Annotated in this window: 27 protein-coding genes; 20 read left to right on the top strand and 7 right to left on the bottom strand. The window is 42.8% G+C overall.

Annotation, left to right across the window (positions count from 1 at the left end):
• The first annotated feature begins 7 nt into the window (after positions 1-7).
• Entirely contained in the window at positions 8-1591 is a 1584-nt protein-coding gene (locus DYD21_RS06375) for a VTT domain-containing protein (RefSeq protein ID WP_158551438.1), read from the top strand.
• Between the two features lies 1 nt (position 1592).
• Here DYD21_RS06375 and tadA read toward each other — a convergent pair whose 3' ends face one another.
• Positions 1593-2069, bottom strand: coding sequence for a tRNA adenosine(34) deaminase TadA (gene tadA, locus DYD21_RS06370; RefSeq protein WP_116034253.1), 477 nt, complete (start codon positions 2067-2069; stop codon positions 1593-1595).
• A gap of 69 nt (positions 2070-2138) precedes the next feature.
• Here tadA and DYD21_RS06365 point away from each other — a divergent pair, with 69 nt between their 5' ends.
• The 6 genes from DYD21_RS06365 to DYD21_RS06340 all read left to right on the top strand — a co-directional run bounded on the left by DYD21_RS06365 (position 2139) and on the right by DYD21_RS06340 (position 6979).
• Entirely contained in the window at positions 2139-2669 is a 531-nt protein-coding gene (locus DYD21_RS06365) for an adenine phosphoribosyltransferase (RefSeq protein ID WP_116034251.1), read from the top strand.
• A 67-nt stretch (positions 2670-2736) separates the two neighbouring features.
• Positions 2737-3186, top strand: a complete 450-nt coding sequence (locus tag DYD21_RS06360) for a hypothetical protein (protein WP_116034248.1) — start codon at positions 2737-2739, stop codon at positions 3184-3186.
• A 12-nt stretch (positions 3187-3198) separates the two neighbouring features.
• The gene (locus tag DYD21_RS06355; RefSeq protein ID WP_116034245.1) at positions 3199-4419 is read left to right on the top strand and encodes a hypothetical protein; all 1221 of its coding nucleotides are present in this window, start codon (positions 3199-3201) and stop codon (positions 4417-4419) included.
• Between the two features lie 378 nt (positions 4420-4797).
• Positions 4798-5859 (top strand): DNA polymerase III subunit delta, encoded by a 1062-nt coding sequence (gene holA / locus DYD21_RS06350; RefSeq protein ID WP_158551437.1) that lies wholly within the window; start codon positions 4798-4800, stop codon positions 5857-5859.
• A 47-nt stretch (positions 5860-5906) separates the two neighbouring features.
• Complete coding sequence (locus DYD21_RS06345) at positions 5907-6515, top strand: sigma-70 family RNA polymerase sigma factor (protein ID WP_116034238.1); 609 nt, start codon at positions 5907-5909, stop codon at positions 6513-6515.
• 146 nt (positions 6516-6661) lie between these two features.
• On the top strand, positions 6662-6979 hold the full coding sequence (locus DYD21_RS06340) for a hypothetical protein (protein WP_116034235.1): 318 nt from the start codon (positions 6662-6664) through the stop codon (positions 6977-6979).
• Here the strand turns inward: DYD21_RS06340 and DYD21_RS06335 are convergent.
• The 4 genes from DYD21_RS06335 to DYD21_RS06320 all read right to left on the bottom strand — a co-directional run bounded on the left by DYD21_RS06335 (position 6968) and on the right by DYD21_RS06320 (position 10577).
• Complete coding sequence (locus tag DYD21_RS06335) at positions 6968-7594, bottom strand: tetratricopeptide repeat protein (protein ID WP_116034232.1); 627 nt, start codon at positions 7592-7594, stop codon at positions 6968-6970. The two genes, DYD21_RS06340 and DYD21_RS06335, sit on opposite strands and share 12 nt — an antisense overlap.
• Positions 7594-9780, bottom strand: coding sequence for a patatin-like phospholipase family protein (locus tag DYD21_RS06330; protein ID WP_116034229.1), 2187 nt, complete (start codon positions 9778-9780; stop codon positions 7594-7596). The genes DYD21_RS06335 and DYD21_RS06330 overlap by 1 nt, the downstream gene beginning before the upstream one ends.
• A 53-nt stretch (positions 9781-9833) precedes the next feature.
• On the bottom strand, positions 9834-10223 hold the full coding sequence (locus tag DYD21_RS06325) for a response regulator (RefSeq protein ID WP_116034226.1): 390 nt from the start codon (positions 10221-10223) through the stop codon (positions 9834-9836).
• Positions 10224-10352: 129 nt separating this feature from the next.
• The gene (locus DYD21_RS06320) at positions 10353-10577 is read right to left on the bottom strand and encodes a translation initiation factor (protein WP_116034223.1); all 225 of its coding nucleotides are present in this window, start codon (positions 10575-10577) and stop codon (positions 10353-10355) included.
• A gap of 209 nt (positions 10578-10786) precedes the next feature.
• On the opposite strand from DYD21_RS06320, the gene DYD21_RS06315 reads away from it, so the two are divergent.
• From DYD21_RS06315 to tmk, 5 genes are all read left to right on the top strand, one after another.
• Complete coding sequence (locus DYD21_RS06315; protein ID WP_233505483.1) at positions 10787-11362, top strand: bifunctional nuclease family protein; 576 nt, start codon at positions 10787-10789, stop codon at positions 11360-11362.
• A gap of 1 nt (position 11363) precedes the next feature.
• Complete coding sequence (gene bshC / locus DYD21_RS06310; protein WP_116034221.1) at positions 11364-12983, top strand: bacillithiol biosynthesis cysteine-adding enzyme BshC; 1620 nt, start codon at positions 11364-11366, stop codon at positions 12981-12983.
• Positions 12980-13555, top strand: coding sequence for a 5-formyltetrahydrofolate cyclo-ligase (locus DYD21_RS06305; RefSeq protein ID WP_116034218.1), 576 nt, complete (start codon positions 12980-12982; stop codon positions 13553-13555). Before bshC ends, DYD21_RS06305 begins: the two co-directional genes overlap by 4 nt.
• Positions 13556-13661: 106 nt before the next feature.
• Positions 13662-14345: a PspC domain-containing protein gene (locus tag DYD21_RS21295; protein WP_233505482.1), complete on the top strand. Its 684-nt coding sequence runs from the start codon at positions 13662-13664 to the stop codon at positions 14343-14345.
• 14 nt (positions 14346-14359) lie between these two features.
• Complete coding sequence (tmk, locus tag DYD21_RS06295; protein ID WP_116034215.1) at positions 14360-14968, top strand: dTMP kinase; 609 nt, start codon at positions 14360-14362, stop codon at positions 14966-14968.
• On the opposite strand, the gene DYD21_RS06290 is transcribed toward tmk, so the two are convergent.
• Together DYD21_RS06290 and DYD21_RS06285 are read right to left on the bottom strand one after the other, a co-directional pair.
• Positions 14937-17183 (bottom strand): RND family transporter, encoded by a 2247-nt coding sequence (locus DYD21_RS06290; protein ID WP_147303508.1) that lies wholly within the window; start codon positions 17181-17183, stop codon positions 14937-14939. The two genes, tmk and DYD21_RS06290, sit on opposite strands and share 32 nt — an antisense overlap.
• 149 nt (positions 17184-17332) lie before the next feature.
• Entirely contained in the window at positions 17333-18586 is a 1254-nt protein-coding gene (locus DYD21_RS06285; RefSeq protein ID WP_147303507.1) for a DUF1302 domain-containing protein, read from the bottom strand.
• A 249-nt stretch (positions 18587-18835) separates the two neighbouring features.
• Here DYD21_RS06285 and DYD21_RS06280 point away from each other — a divergent pair, with 249 nt between their 5' ends.
• The 8 genes from DYD21_RS06280 to pssA all read left to right on the top strand — a co-directional run bounded on the left by DYD21_RS06280 (position 18836) and on the right by pssA (position 26007).
• Positions 18836-19303 (top strand): SRPBCC family protein, encoded by a 468-nt coding sequence (locus tag DYD21_RS06280; protein WP_116034208.1) that lies wholly within the window; start codon positions 18836-18838, stop codon positions 19301-19303.
• Positions 19304-19449: 146 nt separating this feature from the next.
• Positions 19450-20325 carry a shikimate dehydrogenase gene (aroE, locus tag DYD21_RS06275; protein WP_116034205.1) on the top strand — a complete coding sequence of 292 codons (876 nt, stop codon included), beginning with the start codon at positions 19450-19452 and terminating at the stop codon, positions 20323-20325.
• 2 nt (positions 20326-20327) lie between these two features.
• The gene (gene pgeF, locus DYD21_RS06270) at positions 20328-21071 is read left to right on the top strand and encodes a peptidoglycan editing factor PgeF (protein WP_116034203.1); all 744 of its coding nucleotides are present in this window, start codon (positions 20328-20330) and stop codon (positions 21069-21071) included.
• Positions 21072-21145: 74 nt separating this feature from the next.
• Positions 21146-21994, top strand: a complete 849-nt coding sequence (locus DYD21_RS06265) for a histone deacetylase (protein WP_199535475.1) — start codon at positions 21146-21148, stop codon at positions 21992-21994.
• Positions 21995-22024: 30 nt separating this feature from the next.
• The gene (locus tag DYD21_RS06260; protein ID WP_116034197.1) at positions 22025-23197 is read left to right on the top strand and encodes a 1-deoxy-D-xylulose-5-phosphate reductoisomerase; all 1173 of its coding nucleotides are present in this window, start codon (positions 22025-22027) and stop codon (positions 23195-23197) included.
• 3 nt (positions 23198-23200) lie between these two features.
• On the top strand, positions 23201-24544 hold the full coding sequence (gene rseP / locus DYD21_RS06255; protein ID WP_116034195.1) for an RIP metalloprotease RseP: 1344 nt from the start codon (positions 23201-23203) through the stop codon (positions 24542-24544).
• A gap of 3 nt (positions 24545-24547) precedes the next feature.
• Positions 24548-25201, top strand: coding sequence for a phosphatidylserine decarboxylase family protein (locus DYD21_RS06250; RefSeq protein WP_116034192.1), 654 nt, complete (start codon positions 24548-24550; stop codon positions 25199-25201).
• A complete protein-coding gene (pssA, locus tag DYD21_RS06245; protein WP_116034190.1) occupies positions 25198-26007 on the top strand; it encodes a CDP-diacylglycerol--serine O-phosphatidyltransferase in 810 nt (269 codons plus the stop codon). Before DYD21_RS06250 ends, pssA begins: the two co-directional genes overlap by 4 nt.
• Positions 26008-26039: the final 32 nt, after the last annotated feature.

The raw sequence follows: 26039 nt of genomic DNA, 5'->3' as shown, positions 1-26039 counted from the left end.
TTTCGATATGAACCGGTTATCCGTTCGGGTACTGCTCTTTCTTGTAACATTATATCTTATATCATTCTCGGTCCGTTTTCTGTTTCCGGTAGAAGAGAAACCACACCTTCATGAGAACAGAGTTGAACTGGAGTGGGAACAGAAGACTATTCAGTTCAGCTATCTTGAATTCGGAAATCAACAAACCGGCTCACCAATTTTGATCTTTCCGGATCCATTCACCAATCTGACCCGGCTTGAACCACTTGCACAGCGTTTATCAGATCAATGGAAAGTTCTGATTCCCGAATTTCCAACACATTCGTTGGATGGAGAAAGACTCAGCCATTCACCGGCTTCAAGGGCCTCGATGGCCGCAGCCTGGCTGGAAGCCACTGGAATTGATTCTCTGCACGTTGCCGGATACGGATTTGGAAACGGTACCGCCATTGATTTTATCGATGCCACCCGCGACAATAATTTCGGGGTAAACAGCTATGTCATGATGTCTGCTTTGGGTGTGGAGGAATATCATTTCCTCGGTTATCATGTGCTCAATCAGCCGATCTATTCACTATTGTATCCTATTGGAATCGCAGTAGAATATCTGTTACCGATAGCAGGATGGTACCAGTTTAATACTGTGGACCTGGAACGGGTCAGGATAATGAATTCGCTCGATCAAAGAGAGTATCGGAATATCCTCAACTCCATCGAAATGCCCTCACAAATTCTGCATGGTAAAAATGATTCGCACGTTTCACCAGAGACAGCAATTGAACACCACAGAATTATTCCTCAGAGTGAACTACACCTTTTTGAGGGTGGACATCTCTCCGTTTATGAAAATGTTGAGCAATGGGTACGGGAAATGGCGCAATTTCTGCAGCATGTTGAGCAGGGCCAGGGAGTAACAAGAGCGCAGGCTGATACACAGAGAGTTGAGGAATCAAACCGGTCATTTCGATTTGAGGATGTGCCACCCGTTCATGGCTGGGGACTTGTGCTAATCATTTTGTTGCTGAGCAGCGTAACAATTGTCAGTGAGGACCTTGGGTGCATCGGGGGCGGTTTGCTCGTAGCGGGCGGCGTAATTCCCCTGTGGGTGGCCTTCCTAACCATATATATTGGGATTATTCTGGTAGATACTTTTATATACTGGATCGGCAGAATTTTAGGGCGACCTGTGATTGAAAAAGCTCCGTTTCGCTGGCTGATCAGCAAAAAAGATGTTGATTTATCCGCTGAAATGTTTCGTGACAATGGGTTCAAAATAATTTTTGCCAGCCGGTTTCTTCCCGGCACCCGCTTTCCAACCTATTTTACAGCAGGCTTGCTGAAGACAAATTTCCGGTTATTCCTGCTCTATTTTATAGTTGCAATAACGATCTGGACGCCGCTGCTTCTTGGAATCTCAATTATTGCCGGACAGCAGATGCTGGAATATTTACAAATCTATCAGGAATATACCATCCACATTTTTGTCGGCCTTGTGATAGGGCTGTACCTGCTTTTCAAGATTGTATTGCCACTTGCAACAAAAAAGGGGAGGCGGGAATTTGCGGTTCGTATTATCCGTATGAAACAGCGATTATTTGGTGAATCAAATTGATTTAACGTTCTTCTCTTTTCTTTCTGAAGAACTCTTTGAGCAGTGCAGAGCAATTACTTTCAAGTACTCCCTGAATTGTTTCAATGGAATGGTTTAGTTTACGGTTTGAAGTGATATTAAAAACGGATCCTGCACCACCGGCTTTTTCATCCATTGCCCCGAATACCAGCCGGTCAATTTTCGACCAGACTGCAGCACCGGAACACATCACACACGGTTCGAGGGTAACGTACAACGTAGCATTTTTTAAATATTTATTTCCAAGGGTTGTACAAGCTGCGGATAGTGCTATCATCTCCGCATGGGCGGTGGGGTCGCCAAGCATTTCCACCTGGTTATACCCACGTCCGATAATCCTGTCGTTATGTACAACAACCGCCCCGACCGGTACTTCATCCTCACGCAAAGCGGTTTCTGCAAGCTTAAGCGCTTCACGCATATATTTTTGATGGACCGATGAGGGAAAACCATTAAACATAGTTGATAAATTTGTATGTTCTTAACCGATATTACCAATGAATAAAAAAGAATGATCCATTAATTATAGATGACTGAACAGCTACAACGAATACACGATAAAATCAGAACAATTCCTGATTTTCCAAAACCGGGAATTCAGTTTAAAGATTTTACACCCCTTCTGGCCAATTCCGGGACGCTGGTACTCACATCCAAATTGCTCGCAGAACCATATAAAAATCAGAATGTTGATTTCGTGGCAGGCCTTGAATCACGCGGATTCCTGTTTGGTTTGCGACTTGCCCAGGATCTGAATGCTGGATTTATTCCCGTACGAAAACCCAATAAACTTCCTGCGGATACCGTTTCGCACAAATATGAGCTCGAATATGGCACAGATACACTTGAGATTCATGCCGATGCTGTCGATAAAGGAGCCAATGTATTAATTCATGACGACCTGATTGCAACCGGAGGCACGGCAAAGGCATGTGCTGAATTAATTGAAAAATTAGGTGGAAATATTATTGGATTTTCCTTTATCATGCAGATTGATTCATTGAATGGGTATAAATCTTTAAATGAGTCGTATTTGTGTTCCACACTTTTATCAGTGTAAGGAAACATTATAACTCGATTATCATAGAAACGAATAATCACCAAAACATCATAGAAATATAACTATTATGGCAAAACCAAAACTAACCACACTTGCGTTGTGTGTTGCTTTATTGTTTGGCGCTGCTGCTTGTGGTCCATCTCTTACATTGCAAGGTGTTGATTACGCTCAGCCTATCGAAAGCGTACTCACCGTCGACAGCAATTCTGAGGTTCACGATCAGCGTTACGCAGTTAAGTTTTCGGTAGCTCCCGTACTTGAGGAAGAGGGCGTTTCATCTGTTGATGAAGTTCGTCTGATTCGGAACAGTGCAGGATTCTACTTTCTTACTGCGGCAGGATTCAGCAACGTATACGTTTTTGAACCCGGTGAGAGCGAACTCTCACTCGAACGCGTAATCTCAATCACAGAAAATGGGCTGCAACAACCTGCATTCAATCAGCGTGACGGATATGTCGAACTCGTTGATATGGGAACAGGCGATACTTATAACCTTGATCAAACCGGTCGCAGATAAAGGAGAGAAACTATGAAGAAAGTAATGACAACAACGATTTCTACATTGGCGGCTCTTTTATTATTTGCTTCGGCATCAGTAATGGCTCAGCAGAGTGATTACCAGGTGCAGCAAGATTTCAGAGCTGATTACAATGAAATCACAGATCGAATAAACAGTGCGGCTTCATCTGATGATGTTAGTGATATTAACGACCAGATTGATCAGCTTGAAGCTGATTACTCAGGATACGAAGAACTTCTGAACGCAGCTCTCTATCCGGATACATTTGAAGATAGAGTAGCTATTTTGCGTACCAGTTTAGGCGGAGCCGAAAGCAACATTGAAGTTGTAAACGAGCTGAATGAACGAATTGAAGGCCTGCAGGCTGAAATCGACGAATTCCGCACTCAAATTGCTCAAATGGATGAAGACTCGGAAGCTGTGCGACAGCGGCTTGAACGGGCTTCTGCCAACGAACGCAGGCTCTCAGGACTGGTAACCCAGTACAGACAAAACCTGGAGTCACGTGATGAGTTTGTTTCAGATTTCCTTGAAAATCTACTCAACCGTTACCAGGCAATGGACTCTCAGACTCAGTCTGAAATTGCAGAAGCGAGCGAAAGCCTTGAAGACGATCCGCTTTCACTGCTTCGAACCATCCTTTCTGAGTATATCAATCAGGCCGATCGAGAAACCGGCCTTGAAGCACAGGATTACCTGCGCATGAGAGCTCAGCACGCATATTTCGAGACAGTTTGGGATCGGGTTGGTTCCAGAATGGCGAATGCATATGCTTCTGATTCACCCGTACAGGCTGAACAGGAGATTACAGATCTTCTCGCCGCATGGCAGGCAAGCGTCGATAACAAACTTTGGAACGCTCTTAGTACCGCGTTTAACCAAAATGGAATTGAACTTCCTGCATTTACCAGTGAAAATGCGTTTAATAATGCATTGAACTCCTTTGTAGACAATGCCTCAGCTACTGCCCGTGAGCAGAATGAAGAGGCAGATGTACAACTCTATGAAAGTTTCAGCAATTACTGGAACAATACGGTGAAATCTGACTGGGGCGAATATTTAACTACAGGAAATGTTCTTTCACAAGGACAAATTGCCTCAATTGACGTAAAACTCGGTGACTGGGCACGGTCAGCAGAACCGGTATCCAACCTGATGTTTATTCTGTTCCTCATTAGTTTGGCTGTTATTATCGGGTTGATTGTTCTCCTGGTAACGAAAAAAAGCTAAATTCTGACTAACAGATTTCATTAGGCGATAATGATTTTAAGCCTGTCCTGATTAAGTTCGGGGCAGGCTTTTTTTATGATTGGTATTTTGGTGAAATCAATTTACTGTGATGATATCTATAGAATGTCGGGTGTTCCGGTGTCGAAATTATATTCCTTCCAGTTAGCGGATCTATCAGGTGAGTGGACGGCACTCTTTTCAACCCGATAATGAATTGCCGGACTTCTAAGACTATTAAGCTGTATCCTTTTCGAAACTATGGTTAGAACTACCAAACAATTCCATGTTTTGAATGTTTTTCATTGGTGTGTTCTGATTACAATTCCTATCATCTCACCTTACGTTAGTTAAATTTCAATCCCTCGAACAAAACAACTCTTGGCAAAGGCAACCAGCATAGATCTTTTCAAAAAAGCACGCAACAGTATACGTACTCCGGACCAGAGGAAACCCATTTATTACCTCTATGGAGAGGAGCAATTTTTTATTGAGAGGCTTCAAAAGGAGATAAGCGAACTTGTGCCCGGGGATCAAAAAGATTTTAATTTTGATCTTCTTTATGGAAGCGAGACTACTCCCGAAAAAGTTCTTGGCATAGTCAAAAGCTTTCCGATGATGGCGGAGCAGAGAGTTGTAATTGTTCGCGACTTTTTAAAACTACGGGTTGGCGAATCAGGAGGAGGGAACATTAATGATTTTGAACACTATGCAAAGCAGCCAAATCCATCAACGACCTTATGCATCATTGATAAAAAATTACCGGATGGGAGAACCTCGCTCGGAAAAGCTTTTAAAAGTAAATCCAATTCAAATGTTCAGGAGTTTGAATTTGAAACATTACCCGATTATCAGCTGGCAGACTGGGCGATGGAGTGGGCCAAATCTCAATATAATAAACAGCTCGACCCGCGGGCCTCGCAAATCCTGGCTCAGCTTGTAGGTAATAATTTAAAACTTCTGTCCACTGAAATAGATAAAGTGTGCACTTTTGTAGACAGTCAGGAGAGAGTGACTATAGACCACGTAAAAAAAATAATCGGCTCATATCGCGAATATTCGGTGATTGAGCTTAAAGAAGCCATATTTCAGCGAAATCTTGAAAAAGCCCTTGGCATTGCGGAACAGATGTTGCTCAAGAGTAATGCAGATGCGGGAGAAGTTATTCGATCCGTAGGGTTCTTTTACAGAGTGTTCGCAGATGTATGGCAAATTCGACGGCTGATGGAGAAGCAGCTGACCAAAAGCCAGGTTCAATCCGAACTTGGAATTGGCAGCAGTTATCTTTTCAACTTTAAATGGAAAGATGCTTCTCAGTTTCAGCTATCCGAAATGCCTCGCATTTTTGAAGCCCTGCTCGATGCAGATCGGGCAGCTAAAGGCTTCAGCACACTTGATATCCCTTCGATCTACCTCCTGCTGATAAAACGTATCATCGGCTGATAACGCCCGGTGGTACAAAACAGCAACTTCGAAATAGGGGTACCACCATGGAATCATCAACTAAAGTAAACTTACATTCACTTTCCGACGAAGATGTAATGGAACAACTTCAGGCTGGCGTCATTCCGGCTTTCGATATTATTGTTCAGCGATATAAAGATCGCCTCCACAATTTTCTCTACCGTTATACCCACAACCACCAGGATTGCGAAGATCTTGTTCAGGAAACATTTCTGAGGGTATACCGAAGCCGACAATCCTATGTAAGAATTGCTAAGCTTTCAACCTGGATGTATACCATTGCATTGAACCTTGCGAAAAGCATGTATAAAAAGAAGCAGCGCATGACAACTATTTCTATGCATGCCGATCCTTCTGATCCGGATGACAGAGAATTTGAAATTGAGGATAGCGTGATTCTCCAGGATGATCAGCTTCACCAAAAAATGTCGGTTAAAGAACTTGAAAAAGCATTAATGACACTCAATGATGACTTCAGAGAAGTAATCGTTTTACGAGATATTCAGCAGCTTACATACGAGGAAATTGCTGAGATTACCGATACCGCAATGGGTACGGTGAAATCCCGAATAAACCGAGCCCGGCAACAGTTGCAGGCATTAATCGGAGAGTACGTAAATCCTGAAACAATTTAGGCTGTACTCAGTTGAAGTAGTGTACCCGGAAAGAGAAATCCCGGTGCCCGGCACATTAATTCTTCAGAAATAAACTTTCTGGGAACTAAATGTTGCCGGGCCGGTATCAATCTCTAATCATCCTCAATTAAACACGCTACTTCGATATGATGAGCTTTAAACAACATGAGAACCTACTTGAAGAGTTCGTGAACGACTTCGCAGAAGGAAAACTTTCCAAAGCTGAGTTGCAATCGTTCTCAGAGTTGCAGGAACAAGATTCAGAACTGCAGCGATATGCCCGATCTGGAATGAGAGCCAGAAAAAACCTCAGGCGACTGCCAAAAATAGGGTGCCGTCCCGGTTTTGATCAGCGAATGGCCGCTAAATTTGCCCTGGAACTGGAAAGAGAAGTACAGGTAGCAAACCGTTCCATGCGTGCAAAAAAATCTTCTATAGCAGATGTTTCGACATCATTCAGCTAACTCTTTCTCGATTTTCACTTTTATCTGTTTCAGATCGTCGTAATTCGGATCTGTCTCCAGACCTAAATTTGCATACTCTAACGCTTCTCTGTACGCCTTCGCCTGGAACAGAACCCAGGCGATATTGAAATAGGCATCCGTAAAATTCTCATCTTTTTCGATTGCTGCCTCATAACACTTAGCCGCTTCTATATGTTGGTTTTGCCTTAGAAAAAAGTTTCCGAGGTTAAAATGAGACATCGGTTCATCCGGCTGAATGTGTGTGATATAATGAAATAACTCGTGCGCCTTGTCAGTCTGACCATTCAATTCATAACTATCCGCAAGATTATTTAAAGCACCAATGTGAGCAGGGTTCAATTCCAGCACCTGAAGATACATATCTATTGATTGCTCCAGTTTTTCCTGCTGAGAAAAAATGTTTGCCAGGTTAAACAGGTGAGCAGGTGTTCGATGCAACTCTACCGCTTTTTTATGATAGCGCTCTGCCTTATCAAACTCCCCTAAAAGAGAATATCCAACTCCGGCATCATTGTGCAGATCAGCGCGGTCATTTTCTTCAGTAAGTTCCTGCTCAATTTCTGTAATCTGGCTGCGTATTTTTTCTTCGTTCATTAAAACTGGTATCCTATTTGAAATTCTGCAAGAAAACTGTTTTCTGTACTTGTGGATAGTATAACCTGAACAGGTCCCAATATGGTAAGGGCACCGACAGAAATACTCGCTCCCTGCACGATATCTGTTGTAGCTAAGTCCCACTCATCAGGAAATCGACCGATATAAAAATCAAAGTTAATAAACCGATGATAAATCGGCTCCATCTGTATCCCTGCGGAGGCCATTTGTATGTTGCGACTGGTAAGTTCGTACCGGTTGAATCCGCCAAAACGTACAAAACCAAATTCAGAATCGAGCCGGTTTATGGCATACCATGATCCCCAGGGCAGGTCGTCCCCCGAACTGTAACCGCCGTATAACAGGGCCCTGATTGAAAAATCATTAGATAACTCAAAAAATGATTCGATCAAACTTCCGGCTCTCAGGTAGTTGATGTTACTCAGCGAAAAATCGCCGCTATAACTTGCATTCGATACGAAACGGGTACCATTGGTTGGGTACGACTTCCTGTGAAGACGATCTCTGTTAAAATGGAAAAAATAGGAGGTATGATCTCTTGAAGAGGGGAGAATCATATCAGGATTAATGGTATTGTTCTGATAGATAAAATCTCGTCTTATTCCCCCGGCAATAAGGTTATTGGAGCTTAAATAATTACCAACAGAAAGCTGCAATCGGGTTCTGTGATTTTTGAAGCGTGATGTACGTTCACCGGCCTCAAATTGATCAATATTTTCTGAACTGTACTCTGCTTTCGTCATTATACCCATACGGGATCCAAGCCCTCCGTATGCCAGTAATTCTGCTGAAGCTTTGATTTCATCACCCAGACGTAAATCAAACCGTAAATTAGAGCCGTTAAACAACAAATTTCTGAACTGTGTATTCAGCAATATGGATGCATCCGTTTGAGTTTCGTATCGCAAACCAACTCTGAATACATCAGTTCTGTTCTCTTCAACATTGATGTGCAGATTATAGTAATACGATTCATCCGGTTGAATTCGGTAGGTAATCAGATCAAAAAGCTGGGTACTGTAAAGCTGATTGATTTTCTCATCAATAAAATCCGGGGTCAATTGAAACCCCTGCTCAAGATTTAATTCACTTAATATGAATTCGTCGGTTATAAGGTCGTTTCCGCTGATGATCACGCGATTAAATGGTAATGCCCCGTAACTGCCGATTCCGGGTCGCAATTGCGGTTTTGCAACCTGCCGGGCAGCAACTTCTTTAAATTGATCCATATAGAGATCGGCTTCATCTAAACCAACCTGTATTAACTCATCAACCCGGTCAAAATCAACAATTTCAAACCTATTTGCTTCTTGAGGGCTGATGTAGATATCAGACTCTTCAATTTGAGCCTCAATTTTTTCATTTATCCGATAGTTTAATACCTGGGTGAAAACATCGGCAAAAGAGGTCAGGCTGTCCGTTGGCATAAGCGGGGCAGCTACATTTACCGAGATGATGAAATTTGCACCTAACTCTTTCGCTTCTTGTACCGGTAAATTATTTGATAGTCCGCCATCAATGTATGCAACTCCGTCAATTACATGAGGCCGAATCAGGGAGGGAATGGAGATACTGGCACGTATTGCATCCGGCAAATATCCTGAACGAAACACTTTTGGCTCACCGGTTTCAAGCTCAGTTGCAACCGTTGCGAAAGGGATAGGAAAGTTTTCAAATCGATCCGTACCATGAACCGGCCATGTATAGCGGGATAGAAAAGCGTAAATATTTTGCCCGCTGATTATACCGAAGGGAAAATCAAGGCCACGTTCACGAATGGGGAAAGAGACGATGGTTCTGTCACCTTGCATTCTCTCAAAGTTTGAGAGATATCGCCGATTTGGTCTTTCAGTATAAAGCTGATCCCAGCTGCTTGATTTGGCAATCTCTTCTAACTGGTCTGTGGTATAGCCGATCGAATACAGGGCGCCTACGAGGCTGCCCATACTTGTTCCGGTGATGTAGTCGATTCGAACGCCGGCTTCTTCTAATTTCTTCAGCACCCCTATATGAGCAATACCTTTTGCTCCGCCTCCGCTAAGTACAACACCAACACGAATGGAATCTGACTCCACGATCTCCGGCAGCGGATGTGAGTAAACAGAATTTGCCGGAAAAATGTAGAAAAACAGTAGAAAAAGCGATGGTATTGCAGAGAATTTCATCTACTAAAAATACAATGATTCTACCCTCGATTGCTAATTTAAATGATGAAAACTTAAACCTCAGCAAACGCTTTGGATACTGCAAACCGGAGTTTCTCCTCAGTGACCGGTTTTTCAAGAAAAGCATCATAATTCGTCTCTAATGCACGATTTCTCGTTTCAGGTTCCGAATTACCAGTAACGTAGATAACTTTAATGCTATTGGCTGATTTTCGAATACGGGTCATTGCTTCAATACCATCAATATTGTCCGCCAAACGGACATCCATCATGATCAGATCAATTTCGGGTAGAGATCTTGCAGTTTCCACGGCCTCAAAACCTTTAGAGACGATTGCCAGTACATTCAATCCAAGTCTGTCTGCAAATCTTTTCATTATAATTTGCTGTATACCATCGTCTTCAACGATCAGTACATTTTTTCTATCAGTCTTTACAAACAAGAGATCCGGTATTTAAATTGATCAAGAGAACAATACACGTCTGTATGTTCAAGAGTATCCTGACACCGATTTGTTACAAAAAAATTGAAACTTTATTGTAAATTAATGTAAATACACAATTTTACTTCATTACTGTACAGTGTATCCCTCTTTTGTCAGGATAGATTTTATCTTATCAGTATGGGAACCCTGGATATAAATAGTTTTTCCTTCCGTGTGCCCACCTGCTCCGCAGTTCGATTTTAACTTCTTTTCAAGTTTTTCAATCACCTGTGGATTGTGAGTGATCCCGGTAATTACGGTAGTTGGATTTCCGGTTCTCGGGTTTCGTTGCTCTTTGATTTTTACATTCATAATTTGAAATCAAATTCTTCCAGTTTCTGTTATGTTAATTGTGTATCAAATAAGATACAAAAGATATATCGGTCAGCAATTCAGATTGTGGGATTCCACACAGCATATCATTCAAAATCTTGAGGATAAATATCGGAACGGTTATTGTTTAAGAGATAGTTGAAATTCCTTAACTTCCAATCAAAAATTAATGCATACCGGAGACACCATTGCAAAAAATTGAAATGGACATACTTGGTTTGTCAACCAGCCCCAGCAGCGGCGGGGCATACGCTCTTATTTTAACTGAAAAGAGTGGAGGCAGGCGTTTACCCATCATTATCGGAACCTTTGAGGCTCAGGCAATTGCACTGGAACTTGAAAGTATTAAACCTCCAAGGCCGATGACGCACGACCTGGTAAAGAATATTATCATGAGTTTTGATACGGCGATTGATTACGTACTGATCAATGAACTCTCAGAAGGGACGTTTTTCGCAAAATTAGTATTTAACCGCGGTGATGAAAAAATTGAAATTGATGCCAGGCCAAGTGATGCGATTGCGGTTGCTATCCGTTTTGGTGCATCGATATTTGTTCATACAAGTGTTCTTGATGAAGCTGGTATTGAATCTGAAGAACAGAAAAAACCGGGCTCCAAAAAGAGTGCGCAAGGTATTGTAGAGGAAAAGAATGAACTCAGCGGAATTGAAAAACTCGAAAAAGAGCTTCAAACCGCAATCGATACCGAAAATTACGAAAAAGCTGCTAAAATCAGAGATCAGATCAACCGGTTAAAGGGGTAGTGTGGAAGTTACGCCGGAAACATTCGAGAATCTTCCATTTTCTAAGCTTTTCAAAGATTATATAAACGGAAACGAAGAGATCCTTCGGTTTTTTACGACAGGTCTGCCTGATCGAAAGGTACTTTCTGAATACTGCCATGAATTCTCATTCACTGGCGATCGTGAGCACATTACGGACCTGCTGCTCGATTTCAACCAAACTTTTAGCCCTTCTGACAGAACAATTCGAGAGATTGAATCACTTCGGGATCCGGACACGGTTGCTGTGGTGACTGGTCAGCAGGTTTCACTCTTCGGGGGTCCTCTTTTTACGATTTACAAGACAATCACAGCAATACTTACCGCAAAAAATATTGAGGCGGATACCGGCCGAAAAGTTGTTCCTGTGTTCTGGCTGGCTGATGAAGATCACGATATCGAAGAAGTATCAGCTGTAAAGTTGTTCCAGGCTGATACAACAGATGAATTCACCTACAAACACAAAGACTATCAATATCATCCACCCGCAGCTGGCAACATACATTTAGGAGATGAGTTCGTACGTTTTGAGAAAAAGGTGGAAGAACAACTCGATGAAACAGACTTTACCGATCGTTTGCTAAATGAACTTCGAAAATATTACACACCGGAGCAGACATTTGCTCAAAGTTTTGGTAGATGGCTGCTCTCAATTTTTGAGGATGATGGGCTGATATTAGCAGGAAACAATCACAAAAAAATAAAAGAGTTTACGAAAGATGTGTTCATCACTGCGGTTGATCATCAGAATGAAATATCAAATCTACTGGATGATACCACATATAACTTGATAGATGCCGGGTATCACGGGCAGGTTGATGTGAATCCATCAAACCTTTTTTACTTTGACGATAACGGCAGGCGAATTAAGATTCATTTTGAAGATGACAAATGGCGTATTCCAGACAAAGATTGGAATTCAGCTGAACTGATTGCCGAAATTGATTCCGATCCGGAGCGGTTTTCACCTAATGTATTTCTGAGACCTGTAATTCAGGATCATTTGCTGCCTGTGATCGGCTATGTGGGCGGTCCGGGAGAAATTGCATATTATGCTCAAATGAAAGAGATCTACCCGGTTTTTGACAAGCAAATGCCACCGATTATTCCGCGGTTCAGCCTCACTTTAATTGAGAGTGCTATCGATAGAATATTGGGGGAACTTCCTTTTGAATGGACCGATTACCAGCAGCGAATCGAAGATCTTGAGCAGAACTACATTGAAAAGACCGAAGAGCATGATGTTGAAAAAATGTTCACAGTATGGCAAAATCATATTGAAGAGCTATCTCGTGTGAAAAAGCAACAGATTTCGGAGATAGATCCAACATTAGCCGGCAGTGTAGGCAAAGCAACAGCTGCCTATTTCAATGAACTCGAGAAGGTAAAGGGAAAAGTTTACCGATCCATGAAAAAACAAGATCAAATTCAGATTGATCGGATTATGCGTATCAAACAGAACCTTTTCCCCAATGGAAATTTACAGGAACGTGAGATCGCGTTTGTGTACTATATGAACCGATACGGACTCAATATTTGGGATTATCTGATGGATGCACTTCAGGATGAAGAACCTTTTTCACACAAAATGATTTGGTTATGACTGAACGATCCATTGCAGAGAAAAAGGAAAATATACGCCGGTCGTTTCTTCATGTGCGCAGGTCGTTAAGCGAGGTAGAACACCTTGAACTCAGTATTCGAATTGCGGACCAGTTATTCAATCAACACGCATTTCAAAAAGCGGATACGGTTCACACCTACGTATCGATGGAAGAGCAGCGGGAAGTTTCTACCACAAAAATCATTGAAACCTGTTTTAATATGGGGAAAAGGGTAGTGGTTCCAAAAATGAAGCCGAACGGCAAACTTTCTCATCATAGAATAAAAAGTTTAGATGATCTGTACACCAATGAATGGGGAGTAAAAGAGCCTTTTAAAGAAGATCCGGTTGATGTTTCAGAACTTTCATTGATCATCGTTCCGATGGCTGCTGCTGATTTTTCAAGGAATAGAATTGGGTATGGAAAAGGGTATTACGATCGGTTTCTAAAGAATTCAAATTCGTTCTCTGTTGGGTTATGTTACAACTGTACATTATCATGGAGTAGCTTGCCTGTGGAAACGTTTGATGAACAACCAAATCAGGTAATTACCGAGAATAAAGTCATTTAAAAAAAGGTGTAACCGATTGAACATGCTTTCGTAAGGTTAAGAAAGTTTGGAAACCAATCGTTTCTTACTACGCAAATTAATGATATCGAAATAAACGTCAGAACTCATGGTCAGTCAATCTAAACAGCATTCACGGTCGTCCACTCTGCAGATTTCAGATGAGGATTTACAAACTTCACTGAAGGATTTTCTGAAAACAGATGAAGAAAAAGAGAAGGTGAGTATCTGGAATATCCGAACCATCAGCGGTCTCGCTTTTATTTTTATTGCACTTGCTTTCGTTGGCCAGACAATCGGCGCAGAACTGTTTGGATCGGGTGGCATTACATTTCTTTCAACTCTTGTTAATCTGACACCCTATTTGGCTGGAGCGATGGTTGCTATAATCTGTATTGGGTTTTTGAAAGGATCAAAAAAAGAAAAACATCGCGAAAAGGAAAAGGAAGAAATTAAAAGAGAAACGTACGATAAACTGGATGAATTTCTGTATTCAGATGCTGCTGCCGGGAAAAAAGAAAAAAGGAAGAGTAAGCAGAAAAGTGGTTCTTCATCCTCATTTACCAGCGGATTACGATCAAGTTCAGGCAGTCTGACCAAATCCCGCACAGACCGTAAGCTTTTTGGAGTATGCGGCGGTCTCGCAAAATATCTTGGGCTCAACTCAACCGTTTTACGTATCGGTTTTCTGATTGCCTTTTTTCTTAGTTCAGGTAGTTTCTTTCTTTTATATATTGCAATGGCAGTTGTAATGCCAAAAGAGTCGATCGACGACATGGATGATTTTAAATAACCGAAAGATTACACGTGTTTATTACGTTTGAAGGGATTGATGGCAGCGGAAAAACCACGCAAATTCGCCTGCTAAAAGAATATTTCGAAAAGCAAAAAACAGACTGTTCAGTATTCCGGGAACCGGGCGGTACCGATATATCCGAGCAAATTCGCACGTTACTGCTGCATGGGGGTGATGAGATGGATCCCGTCACCGAAATGCTCCTCTTTTCTGCCGCTCGTTCACAACTCATTGCTGAAAAAGTAAATCCACTATTGGAGAAAGGAACCGTGGTAATCCTTGATCGTTTTTACGACTCAACAGTTGCCTACCAGGGATATGGCCGGGAGTCAGCCACTATTGGGGTGATCAATCAGCTGAACTCCATCGCGTCTCACAAAACGGTTCCCGATTTAACGTTTTATCTGAAAATTTCTGCTGATACTGCCCGAAAACGGACTGAAGAAAATGAGAAAGACCGCATGGAGCGTGCCGGAGATTCCTTTTTCGCTAAAGTAGCCGCCGGTTTTGATAAACTGGCTAGCGAGGAATCACGTATCCAAACGATAAATGCGGAACAGAGTGTGGAGTTAATTCACGCCGACATACTCAAAGCAGTTCAGGCTTTTTCCCGATCTTAATATCAGGCCGCAGCCAGTAGAAAAGCGAAGGCAAAATAAACAAATCCGCAATCAGGGCTGCGAAAATTGTGCTGCACACCAGGATTCCCATCATCGCTGTAGATGCAAACGCGCTAGTGATTAACGTTCCGAATCCCGCAATCAAAATAAAGCTTGTAACCACTATTGCCCGACCGGTTTTTATAGTAGTGGCCGAAAGTGCGGCGTTCATCACACCGCGCCGCTGCATTTCAATTCGAAACCGGGCCAGGTAGTGAATACTGTCATCCACCGCAATTCCCAGTGCGATCGTGAAAATAACAGCCGTTGACGGTTTGATATCTACATTCAAAAACCCCATCACGCTTGCTATTACTAAAAGAGGTATGACGTTTGGCACCAGCGAAATTAAAACCATTTTTACGTTTCTAAATAACAATGTCATGATCAGAGATATGGCCACCAAAGCAATCAGGATGCTCCATACGAGCGAATACACAATTTTGTCAGTCAAGTCAGCACTCAGAATAGTGGTACCCGTAACAGTTACATCTTCCGTAAAATGATCATAAATATAACCGTCGATTTCATCTCTGATCTCATTTATTCGCTTTGAACCAGCGTCTTCTGTAAATGCGGTGACTCGTAACTTACTGTAATCAAAATCGGTCAACCTGTTTAACTCAGGCGCATCATTGATCTCCAAAAGAAGCAAATATTGCGCGATGGTCGCATCAGAATCTGGCAGAGTGCGTGCATCAGTCACTTCGTTATTTTCCCGAAAAATATAATGGACTTCTTTGATCAGCTGGTTGAGTCCTATTACGCGATGGATTTCATCAAATCCGAGTAAAAATTCCTCGAATTGATCCACTCGCTGCAAAAGGTCAATTGTTCCGGCTCCGTCCGGTTCACCGGTATTGATGATAAACTCCATCGGGAACTGCGGTGCGAGCTGCTCCGAGAAAAAGCGGCTATCCTGCATCAGCTGGGTATCGTCGCCGAGATCATCAAATACTTTTCCGTTAACATCCACATTTTTTATTCCTAAAGCCACAATTGTAGTACCGACCAAACCGAATAGCAGTATTTTTTTATAATGCACCCGGTTAATCGCGCTAATCCGGGATAAAATCGTTTGAATGGCGGGATAAAACGAACCGGATTTCTCATTGAACACACGGGATTTTCGCGATTTTGACAACGCTACGGGAAGAAAGAAGATGGTGATCACATAAGCCAGAAGAACTCCCGCTGCCGTGTAGGCTCCAAAACGTGCCATCGGTACTACAGAACTGCTCAGAAGGGATGCGAAGCCAATTGCGGTGGTGACACTGGTGAGAAACGTAGCACTGCCAAGCGTCTTCAGCATTTCTATAATCGAAGCCCTCTTTTTAATTCCTGATTCCCTGGCGTCGTCATATTTTGATATCATATGAACAGCATCGGCAACGCCAACGCAGAGAAGAATCGGGGCGATGGTGCTGCTCATGATTTCGAGATAACCGCCCGTCAGATGAATAATGGCAACGGTAAACAGCAGTGTTGTCCAAACTATAATCATCGGGAAAAGTACACCCCAAATACTTCTGTAGAGATACCAAAGTAATAGTATGATCAAAACCGACGAAAGACCTATATAAATGAAAATCTCACCGTTCAGCAAATTTACATATTGATTTCTGAAAAATGGAATCCCCGATTTTCGAAATGTATAATCCCCGGAATATTCACCTGTAATCTCATTGATCTGATTGATGATTACATTTCTGTTTGGGTAGGTGTTGTCGGCTTCACGAATTGTGAGCAGAAACGAGGTCGCTGTTGCGTTTTGATTGATTAACAGCCCGCTGAGAAAAGGATCCTCTGTCAGCGATGATTTCAGACTGGAAAGTTCATCATCAGATTCTGGTATTTCAGGGATATACGGTGAAAAATCGAGCTGATCCTGAACATTCCGGATTTGCTCGGCATTGGTAATACTTCTCACCGATTCAATATACGGGATCTCTTCAAATCGGTGGGTCAGGTCACGAATATCTCTTAGAATTTCCGGTTTGATGATATCATCTGCACGAAAGCCGATCAGAATCGTATTGTCATCTCTTCCGAATTCATCCTCCAGAAGCTGATAATCCTCGATTACAGGATCATCTTCCCGATAAAAACCTTCCAGGTTAAAATCGGTGGTAATCTGGCTTGCAGGATAGATAGCAAGGAATATGAGTAATATCATCCCTGTGATTACCGTACCCGGAGCCGCCAGTAATATGTTGCCAAATCGTTCCACTATACTGCCATTTGCGTCTGTTGAATTCAGCTTCTGAACTAATTGATTACGTGATACATTCCCGCAAATTTGCGGTTCAATCTAAATATCTGTGATCAAAAATAGATCGATGTTTGTACGAAACCGAAGCTGTTCTCTTTAAATAGTTCAAATGAGAGGTGGCCGTAAAATGGAGAAATGGATGGGCCGCCAAACAGATTGGTACCCATTGCGACCTCAAAGCCATCATTTATTTCATACGAGGTTCGGATTTGAGCCCAAAAATCTTCACCATAAATGTTGTAACGTCCGTTTGCTGTTAGAGCCAGCCGTTCTCTCAGAAATGTTCGCTGGGCGAAAGCAGACAGGTAGGGGAAGAGCTGCTGGGAGAGTATTCGTTCTTCATAATTCAGAATCAGCTCGGTATACGCTTGCACTCCCACGATGGTATCCCAAAGATCTGCCTGCATCCCTGCCATTGTGTGTAGCCACGGTTTGGTGAGGAGATAACCATCATCCCGAATTTCAAATTCCTGCAAAAGAGGTAAAATTTCTGCCGGATTATCCAGAGCCGATTCCAGGCGGTTTACGGATACAGGTAAATAGGTGAAAAGGCGGCTGTAAACATAAAGCGCTTCTGAAACAAAACTCCATCGGTCGGATATTTGCCAGGAGAGAGAATATCCCGCCATTGGAGATGTTTTGTAATTCTCTCTCAGGCTGACTTCAGGCGTGTTCGGGAATTCCTGAATGGCTGGTCGTACCGAATAAGCGGGCATGGGATGCGCCCAGCGGTAGAGCATAAAATCAACATCAAGGGATGCGGATGGCCGCCAGGCAAACCGCAACGCAGTCTGAACATCGGATAGGGCAGGGGATCGGTCTCTTTCTCTGAAGCTGACTGGAATAAATGTTGGAGGCTGCTCAATCGGAAACCATCTGGAATCTGGATCGGGTAACCGATCGGGCTGGATAGCCGGGGTGATAATAAGCTGAAGAGAGTGACTTCCAAAGTAGCGGCGGATATTTACAGCCGTAACACCAACTCTCAAATCCTCGGGCGATTGAGTTAAAAACTCGCTTAAGTCCACGGGTGTAATAATATCATTTACAAATGTGTCAATCGATTCACCCCATATTACATTCTGCTTCCCGATCCGGATATCGTAATTGGAAGTATACCAATCAGCATACATTTGCCTCGGCAGTATTTCAAAATCACGCTCATCAGCGTATTTGTCAAGGAAATCGATCTCAGCATACAGCGTACCAAATGGAAGAGATTGATTAAATTGCACCCGTAATCGGTTTCTGCCGGCAACAAGTTCATGATCTCCCGTTAGCTGATAGCCAGTATAATTCTGGTACATACCAGATAGTGATTGTTGCGCGAAACTGTTGGTGGTGAAGAGGTTAAGGAAGATAAAAAAGAAAATAAGAAGCGGTAGAAAAGAGGTGATACTGACAAAGAAAAACTTTTTAAAATGTTTCTGCACGAAATTGATTGATGATTAATCAAAATATGTTTAAATTTGATGCATTGTGGATAAGCCGTATCTGCTTACCACAAACTTCTCAAACATGAACTAAAATTCTCATTTCCGAAGTTCAATCATACTATGGCGCACGAAAGAATCGAAGTAGACCTACCCCTTGCCAAAGCTTACGAATTGCTTTGCAATCCAGTACATTATACAAAATTTCTGGATAGAATTGACGAGATCGAAAAAGTCAATTCCCAAACGTTCGACTACAAAACCAATATTGGTGGCGAGGAGTTTCAATGGACAACAAATATTATTGATAATCTAAGAAACACACGTTTTGCCTGGATTACTATTAATGGGAATTTAAATCAAACCGGTACTATTCGATTTACTCCGTTGGATAACGGAAAGCGCACTCGAATTGATTTTTCTCTCGATTACAGAACGTTCTTCGGCGAGCCGGAAGAAGAACTTGCAAACTTTATTGAAGGTCTGGCGAAACAGCTCAAAGCTGATCTTGGCAAATTCAAAGAATTGGCTGAAACAGACACCTTTAAAGATGAACAGACAGAAGAGAAGAGCAGCGAAGTGACTGCTTAATTTTTTCCTGATCTCAATGGGATTGAATATGCGCACCAATACGGTGCGCATTTTTTTATTCCGCGAGATTTTTAGCCTTACCAATTCTTTCAATCTCCTTACTCGTGGTGAGTTAGCGATTAATCCTAAGCGGTTATACCCGTTCAATGCAACAAACTATCTACTCGTTTGATGAATTCAGAACCTCTAATTATTCCACCTCACCACACTATCTTGTTGTTGGCCATCCAATAAGCCATTCCTTATCTCCGGTTATGCATAATCTTGCGCTTCGCCACCACGGCATTGAGGCGAAGTATGTAGCAGTTGATTTAAATCCCAAATCAATCGCAGACTTTACGTCCTGGATGAATCGTGATTCGTTTCTTGGATGCAATATCACCATTCCGTATAAACGACAGTTATTTCCTTTAGTTGATTCGGTTTCACCAGAAGCAGAAGCAGTGGGTGCAATTAATACAATTAAACGGAACCCTGAAGGAACCGAACTTTCTGCCTTTAATACTGATATTTACGGATTTCAGAAACCGCTGGAGGAGTACCGGGATAAACTTGATTACGGCCGGGCCATTCTATTTGGAACAGGCGGAGCCAGCCTCGCTGTGCAATACGCTTTGGAAGAGCAAGGGTTTGAAGAGATTATCATAGTATCGAGAACCCCTGACCGCATTCAGCCTCCGGCTGGCAACTCTTTTACCAGGGTTGTGGATTATTCACAATGGCAGGAATTTGCTGATGAGGCGTGCCTGATCATAAATTCCACTCCACTTGGAATGGGAAAGTATTCGGAAAGTTCAGTCGTCAATCAACAGGATGCTGACTATTTGATGGATACGGTTTGCTATGATTTGGTCTATAACCCAATGGAAACCAAATTTCTGAAACTGGCAAAAACATCCGGTGCGGTTACCATTAACGGTCTGGATATGCTGATTTACCAGGGCAGCCGTTCATTTGAAATTTGGACCGGCTATACGTTCCCATTTGATCTTGTTAAAAATGAGCTGTTAACCCATTTTTGAGAATGAAAGCATTTCAACAATCTGATTTATTAAACTCAGTAAACGGTTTGAAAGCGGGGATAACCTTTGCTTCGCGAAATTCCCTGAATAGTGAAGGAATCATTCGGGGACTGAACCTGGGGGAGAATACAAACGCACCACAAGCAGAAGTTGACAAAAATTTTGAGATCTTTTTTCGTGAATTAGGTTTAAAACCAGATCAACTGGCCAGGGCTGAACAGGTTCATGGCGGAGAAGTAAAAATCGTATCCCAGCCGGGATATTACCTGGGCGTGGATGGACTTGTGACCCGCCAAAAACATCTGACGCTGGCAATTAAAGTAGCCGATTGCGCTGCGGTACTTCTGGCAGATCCCACCACACAAACCATTGCCGCAGTTCACGCCGGTTGGCGCGGTGCCGCCGCAAATATTCTGCCTTCCGCTCTCCAGAAGATGCAAAGTTTGGGGTGTGAAATGAACGATGTGTCAGCTTATATATCACCGTGTATTTCCGTACAAAATTTTGAAGTTGGGGAAGAGGTTGCCGCTAAATTTGATGATTCGTTTATCGATCGAACCATCGGGCCGAAACCCCACCTGAATTTAAAATCGTTTTTGACTCAGCAGCTGCTTGAGGCCGGAATCAGCCGGGATTCGATTGATGTGGACAGCAAATGTACCATCGAAGACGAAAGGTTTTATTCTTTCCGAAGAGAACGCAGCCAGGCCGGACGGATGTTAGCATTTATCACATTCGAATCATAACGGATACAAATTACGTGCGAGTCAGTTTTTCCCCGGGATACAATGCTGCGTTACCAGAAGGCCATATCTTTCCAATGGGAAAATTTGTGGCACTGCACCGCTATCTGCTCGATCACGAGATTATCCGCGAACAGGAAGTAGTAGAACCAGGGTTCGCAGATTTCACTCATCTCTACAGCGCGCACACCCCCAGATATGCAACGGCAGTCTGGGATGGATCACTCTCCCGAAAGGAGGAGAGACGAATGGGGCTGCCGTGGAGTAAAAGTCTTGCTATCCGCTCCAGGCTTGCGGTACAGGGAACCATCAACGCGGGTCTGATGGCGCTGCAGGATGGCCTGGCCGGTAACCTTGCCGGGGGTACACATCATGCCATGCCGGATTACGGCGAAGGATTTTGCGTATATAATGATGTTGCCGTGGCAATAAGGGTGCTCAAACAGGCGATGTGGGTGAAGAATGTGCTGGTAATCGACTGCGATGTACACCAGGGAAACGGTACAGCTGAAATTTTCCGGGATGATGATTCTGTATTTACCTTTTCCATACATGGCGAGAAGAACTATCCGTTCAAAAAACCGCCCTCATCGCTTGATATCGGACTTCCCGATCAAACCGGAGATAAAGAGTATCTGAATACGCTAACAGAAGCTATCGATTCAATATTTGATCAATTTACACCCGACCTTGTTTTCTATCTTGCCGGAATTGATCCGCTGGAGAGCGATCATTTTGGTCGTTTGTCGCTCACAAAACAGGGCCTCAGGGAAAGGGAATTTTTGGTGATTTCTTCTGTAGCAGAACGAAACATTCCATTAACTCTGCTATTGTCCGGCGGATATGCACCCAGTGTAAGAGAAACAGCGGAAGCCCACGCCATCATGTACCGGGCAGCAAAGGAAATCTGGAAAAACCGGCTTTGAATGATATTTTTTCTATTTTAGCAGAACTTTATGAAATCAAAAAAAGACGGACATTTGCCAAAAAAGATTACCGTTCTCGGTTCCACCGGATCTATCGGCACACAGGCGCTTGAAATCATCTCAAATCATCCTGATAAATTCACTGTAACCGGCCTCTCTGCAAACCAAAACTGGAAGAGGCTCGCCGAACAGGTGAATAAGTTTAAACCGAAACGAGTGCTTTTGGCTGATGAAAAATATCGAACAGAATTTGAGAGCGCACTCAGTTACCGTCCGGATGACATTCTCTACGGCCCGGATTCTCTCACTGACCTGGCTATTGACGACGAATCCGATCTTCTTTTAAATGCACTCGTGGGATTTTCAGGGTTTATGTCTACATATGAAGCACTGAAAAGTGGTAAGAAAGTAGCGCTTGCCAATAAAGAATCGCTTGTTGTTGGCGGCGAACTGCTTTCGAATATCACAGGATTTCAAGAACTGCTTGTACCGGTAGATTCGGAACACTCCGCAATGTGGCAGTGCCTGACGGGCGAAAGAGCGGAAAATATAGCAAGAATTATTATTACGGCAAGCGGCGGACCATTCCGTACATTTTCCAAAGATGAAATGCACAAAATAACCGTTGAAGATGCATTGAATCATCCAAACTGGGAGATGGGACAAAAAATCACTATTGATTCATCTACGATGATGAATAAAGGGCTTGAAATCATTGAGGCGCATTGGCTTTATGAAATTGACCTCGAATTAATTGAACCTGTAATTCACCCGCAAAGTATTATTCATTCAATCGTAGAATTTGTGGATGGTTCGTCCAAAGCCCAGCTTGGTCCGCCGGACATGAAAGTGCCAATTCTCTATGCGCTCACGCATCCTGAAAGAATAAATTATGAAAATCCGGTTTTAGACTACAACGAACGGATGTCTTTGACGTTTGAACCTGTAGACATGCAGAAATTTCCCTGCGTTGGGCTTGCTGTGGAATCAGCGAAGGAGGGAGGGATCATGCCTGCCGTTATGAATGCAGCAAATGAAGTTGCTGTTGATCGCTTTTTAAACAGAGAAATTCGTTATATTGAAGTTTCGCAATTAATCGAAAAAGCGCTTAATAAATTTCATCATAAAGAAATTGTTTCACCACAAACTCTTCTTGAAGTCGACCGGGAAACACGTAAATTCGCGAACAAACTATTGATGTAAAGAATGGAATGGATTTTTAGCTTATCAACCACAATCGTGATCTTCATCGCGGCTATTTTTATCCTGGTTACAATTCACGAACTGGGGCATTTTATTGCAGCGAAGTTTTTCAACATGCGTGTGGACAAATTTTCAATCGGTTTTCCGCCCAAAATATTTGGGTTTAAAAAAGGGGAAACCGAATACGTACTCGGTGCAACGCCACTGGGAGGGTATGTAAGTATTGCCGGAATGATCGATGAGTCCATGGATGATGAATTCATGAACGAAGAGCCGAAAGACGACGAATTCCGCAGTAAGCCGGTGTGGCAAAGGATGATTGTGATTACCGCAGGTGTGATCTTCAATGTGATCCTGGCTGTGTTTATCTATGCCGGTATTGCTTTTTCATATGGCGAGGATGTAATTCCGATTGAAGCAGTTGGCGGTATTTATGTTGTTGAAGAGAGTGTCGCGTATGAAGTAGGCTTTCGAACCGGTGACCAGATCATCGGGATAAATGGTGAACGAGTTGAATATTTTAATGAAATATTTAATCCTGCTGCTATTACTGGTCGCGATCTGTCTTTTATGATTGTACGAGATGGTGAAGTTGAAAATTTATTTACACCGCCAAATTTCCTGGACCGGATTGGTCAGGATGGATTTCTGAATCAATCGAACGCACTTCCCAGCCATATTTCGATGGTTCTTGAAGACAGCCCTGCACACAAAGCCGGGCTGCAGGATGGTGATGAAGTAGTGGCCGTTGATGGCGAAGAGATCGGGTATTGGGTTCAGCTTGTTGAAAAAATTCAAAATAGTGAATCAGCACTGTCTCTCACTGTTCTGCGAAACGGAGAGCAGCATACAATAGAGGTTGCTGCTGACCCCGAAACCAATATGATCGGTATCGCACCGCCAAATCCACGGGAAATTTTTGATGTGCGAACCATCAATTATAACCTCGCTGAATCGTTCGGGCAAGGCCTGAAGAAATCTGAAGACACTTTCTTTGGTATCATTCAGGGAATTGGAATGATGTTTTCCGGTGATATCTCTGTTCGCCAGAACCTTGGTGGTCCGGTTGCTATCGCGAATGTAACCAAAGAGGCTACTGATTCACGAGGATTTCTCGGTTTCTGGGAAATTACGGCATTCCTGAGCATCACTCTTGCAATAATGAATATGCTGCCCATTCCTGCACTCGATGGCGGACATTTTATGTTTTTACTGTACGAAGGCATTACCAGGCGGGAGCCATCACCTAAAGTTCGAATGGGCCTGCAGCAAATTGGGTTTTTATTCCTGATCGGACTAATTATCCTGGTGACTTTTAATGATATTTTAAGAACCTTTGGGGGTTAATTCATGATAGCTAAAGATGGCTATTCTACCATAGTAGTGGTTGCAATCTTTTCAATCGTAGTCGCTTTTGGTGCTTCCTATCTGCCAAATTTGATCAGCATAATCATCTATATACTTCTGTTTATTCTTTTCGGGCTTACCGTCTACTTTTTTCGTGATCCCGAGCGCGTTACACCTGATGATGAAAACCTGATTATTTCGCCGGCAGATGGGAAAGTGGTTCTTATCAAAGAAGCCAAAGAAAACGAATACCTGAACCAAAACGTAACGCAGGTAAGTATTTTTCTCTCCCCGCTGAATGTCCATGTCAACCGCGTCCCCATTTCAGGAACCGTGGAATATGTGCGTTACTCGCCCGGAAAATACCTGATGGCGTGGGAAGATCATGCGTCGGAAGAAAATGAGAGGGCACACTTTGGTGTCGTTCATCCATCCGGTGTAAAAATTTTGTTTAAGCAAATCACCGGTTTTCTGGCCCGCCGAATCGTGTATAGATTAGAAGAGGGAAATGAGATTACGGCCGGTGAGCGATTCGGTATTATGAAATTTGGCTCGAGAATGGATCTTTTACTTCCCGATAATGTAGAAATTTTGGTAAAGAAAGGGGAGAAGACCGTTGCGGGCGAATCAGTAATCGGGAGGATTCGCCAGTCATGAAATATCCGATTCAGCGCCTTCGATCAAAGCGAAAAAGGGAAAAAAGGAAACGTAAACCGATTCCCCGGGTTGTGATCCCCAGTTTTTTCACTTTGATGAATCTCTTTTGCGGATTTCTTTCCATAATCATGGTTGCAGAAGGGAACATGATTTTTGGTGCGTGGCTGATCGTTGTAGCGGGCCTGTTCGATGCACTCGATGGATTTATGGCACGCCTCGCCAACGCAACCAGCGAATTTGGCATAGAACTCGATTCGATCAGTGATGTTGTCTCTTTTGGTGTTGCCCCGGGATTTTTGCTTTATACATTCATACTTCACGAATTGGCAATAATCGGGATTATCCTTAGTGCACTTCCGCCGGTTTGCGGTGCCATACGCCTGGCCCGGTTTAACATAGATACAAAGCATGTTGAACTCGATTTTTACCGCGGATTGCCTATACCGGTACAAGCTGCAATGATCTCGGCGTTATACCTCACATTCAATAACCGAATGGATTGGTTCGCAAATTTTGAGCACGGCTTTATCTCTTTTATCATCCCGATTGTGATTATGCTCTCATTTCTGATGGTGAGTACTATTCCGTTCGATAAAATCCCGAGATTTGACAGAGATTCTATCAAAAAGTATAAAAACCGGATGATTCTCTTTTTTATTTACATTCTTGTGATTGCCATTTTCCAGGATATTGGTCTGATGGTGGTTTTTACGTTCTTTATTCTGAAAGGCCTGGTTCTCGGTTTGATTGTTTTCTGGAAGCGCGCGTTTACCGATGAGACCGAACCGCTTGAAGTTCCTCTTTGATTTCTACTTTCGCTTTATGTTTAGAATTACCA

The organism is Rhodohalobacter sp. SW132 (assembly GCF_003390325.1).
GTDB lineage: Bacteria > Bacteroidota > Rhodothermia > Balneolales > Balneolaceae > SW132.
This window is presented reverse-complemented; position numbering and strand designations above follow the sequence as displayed.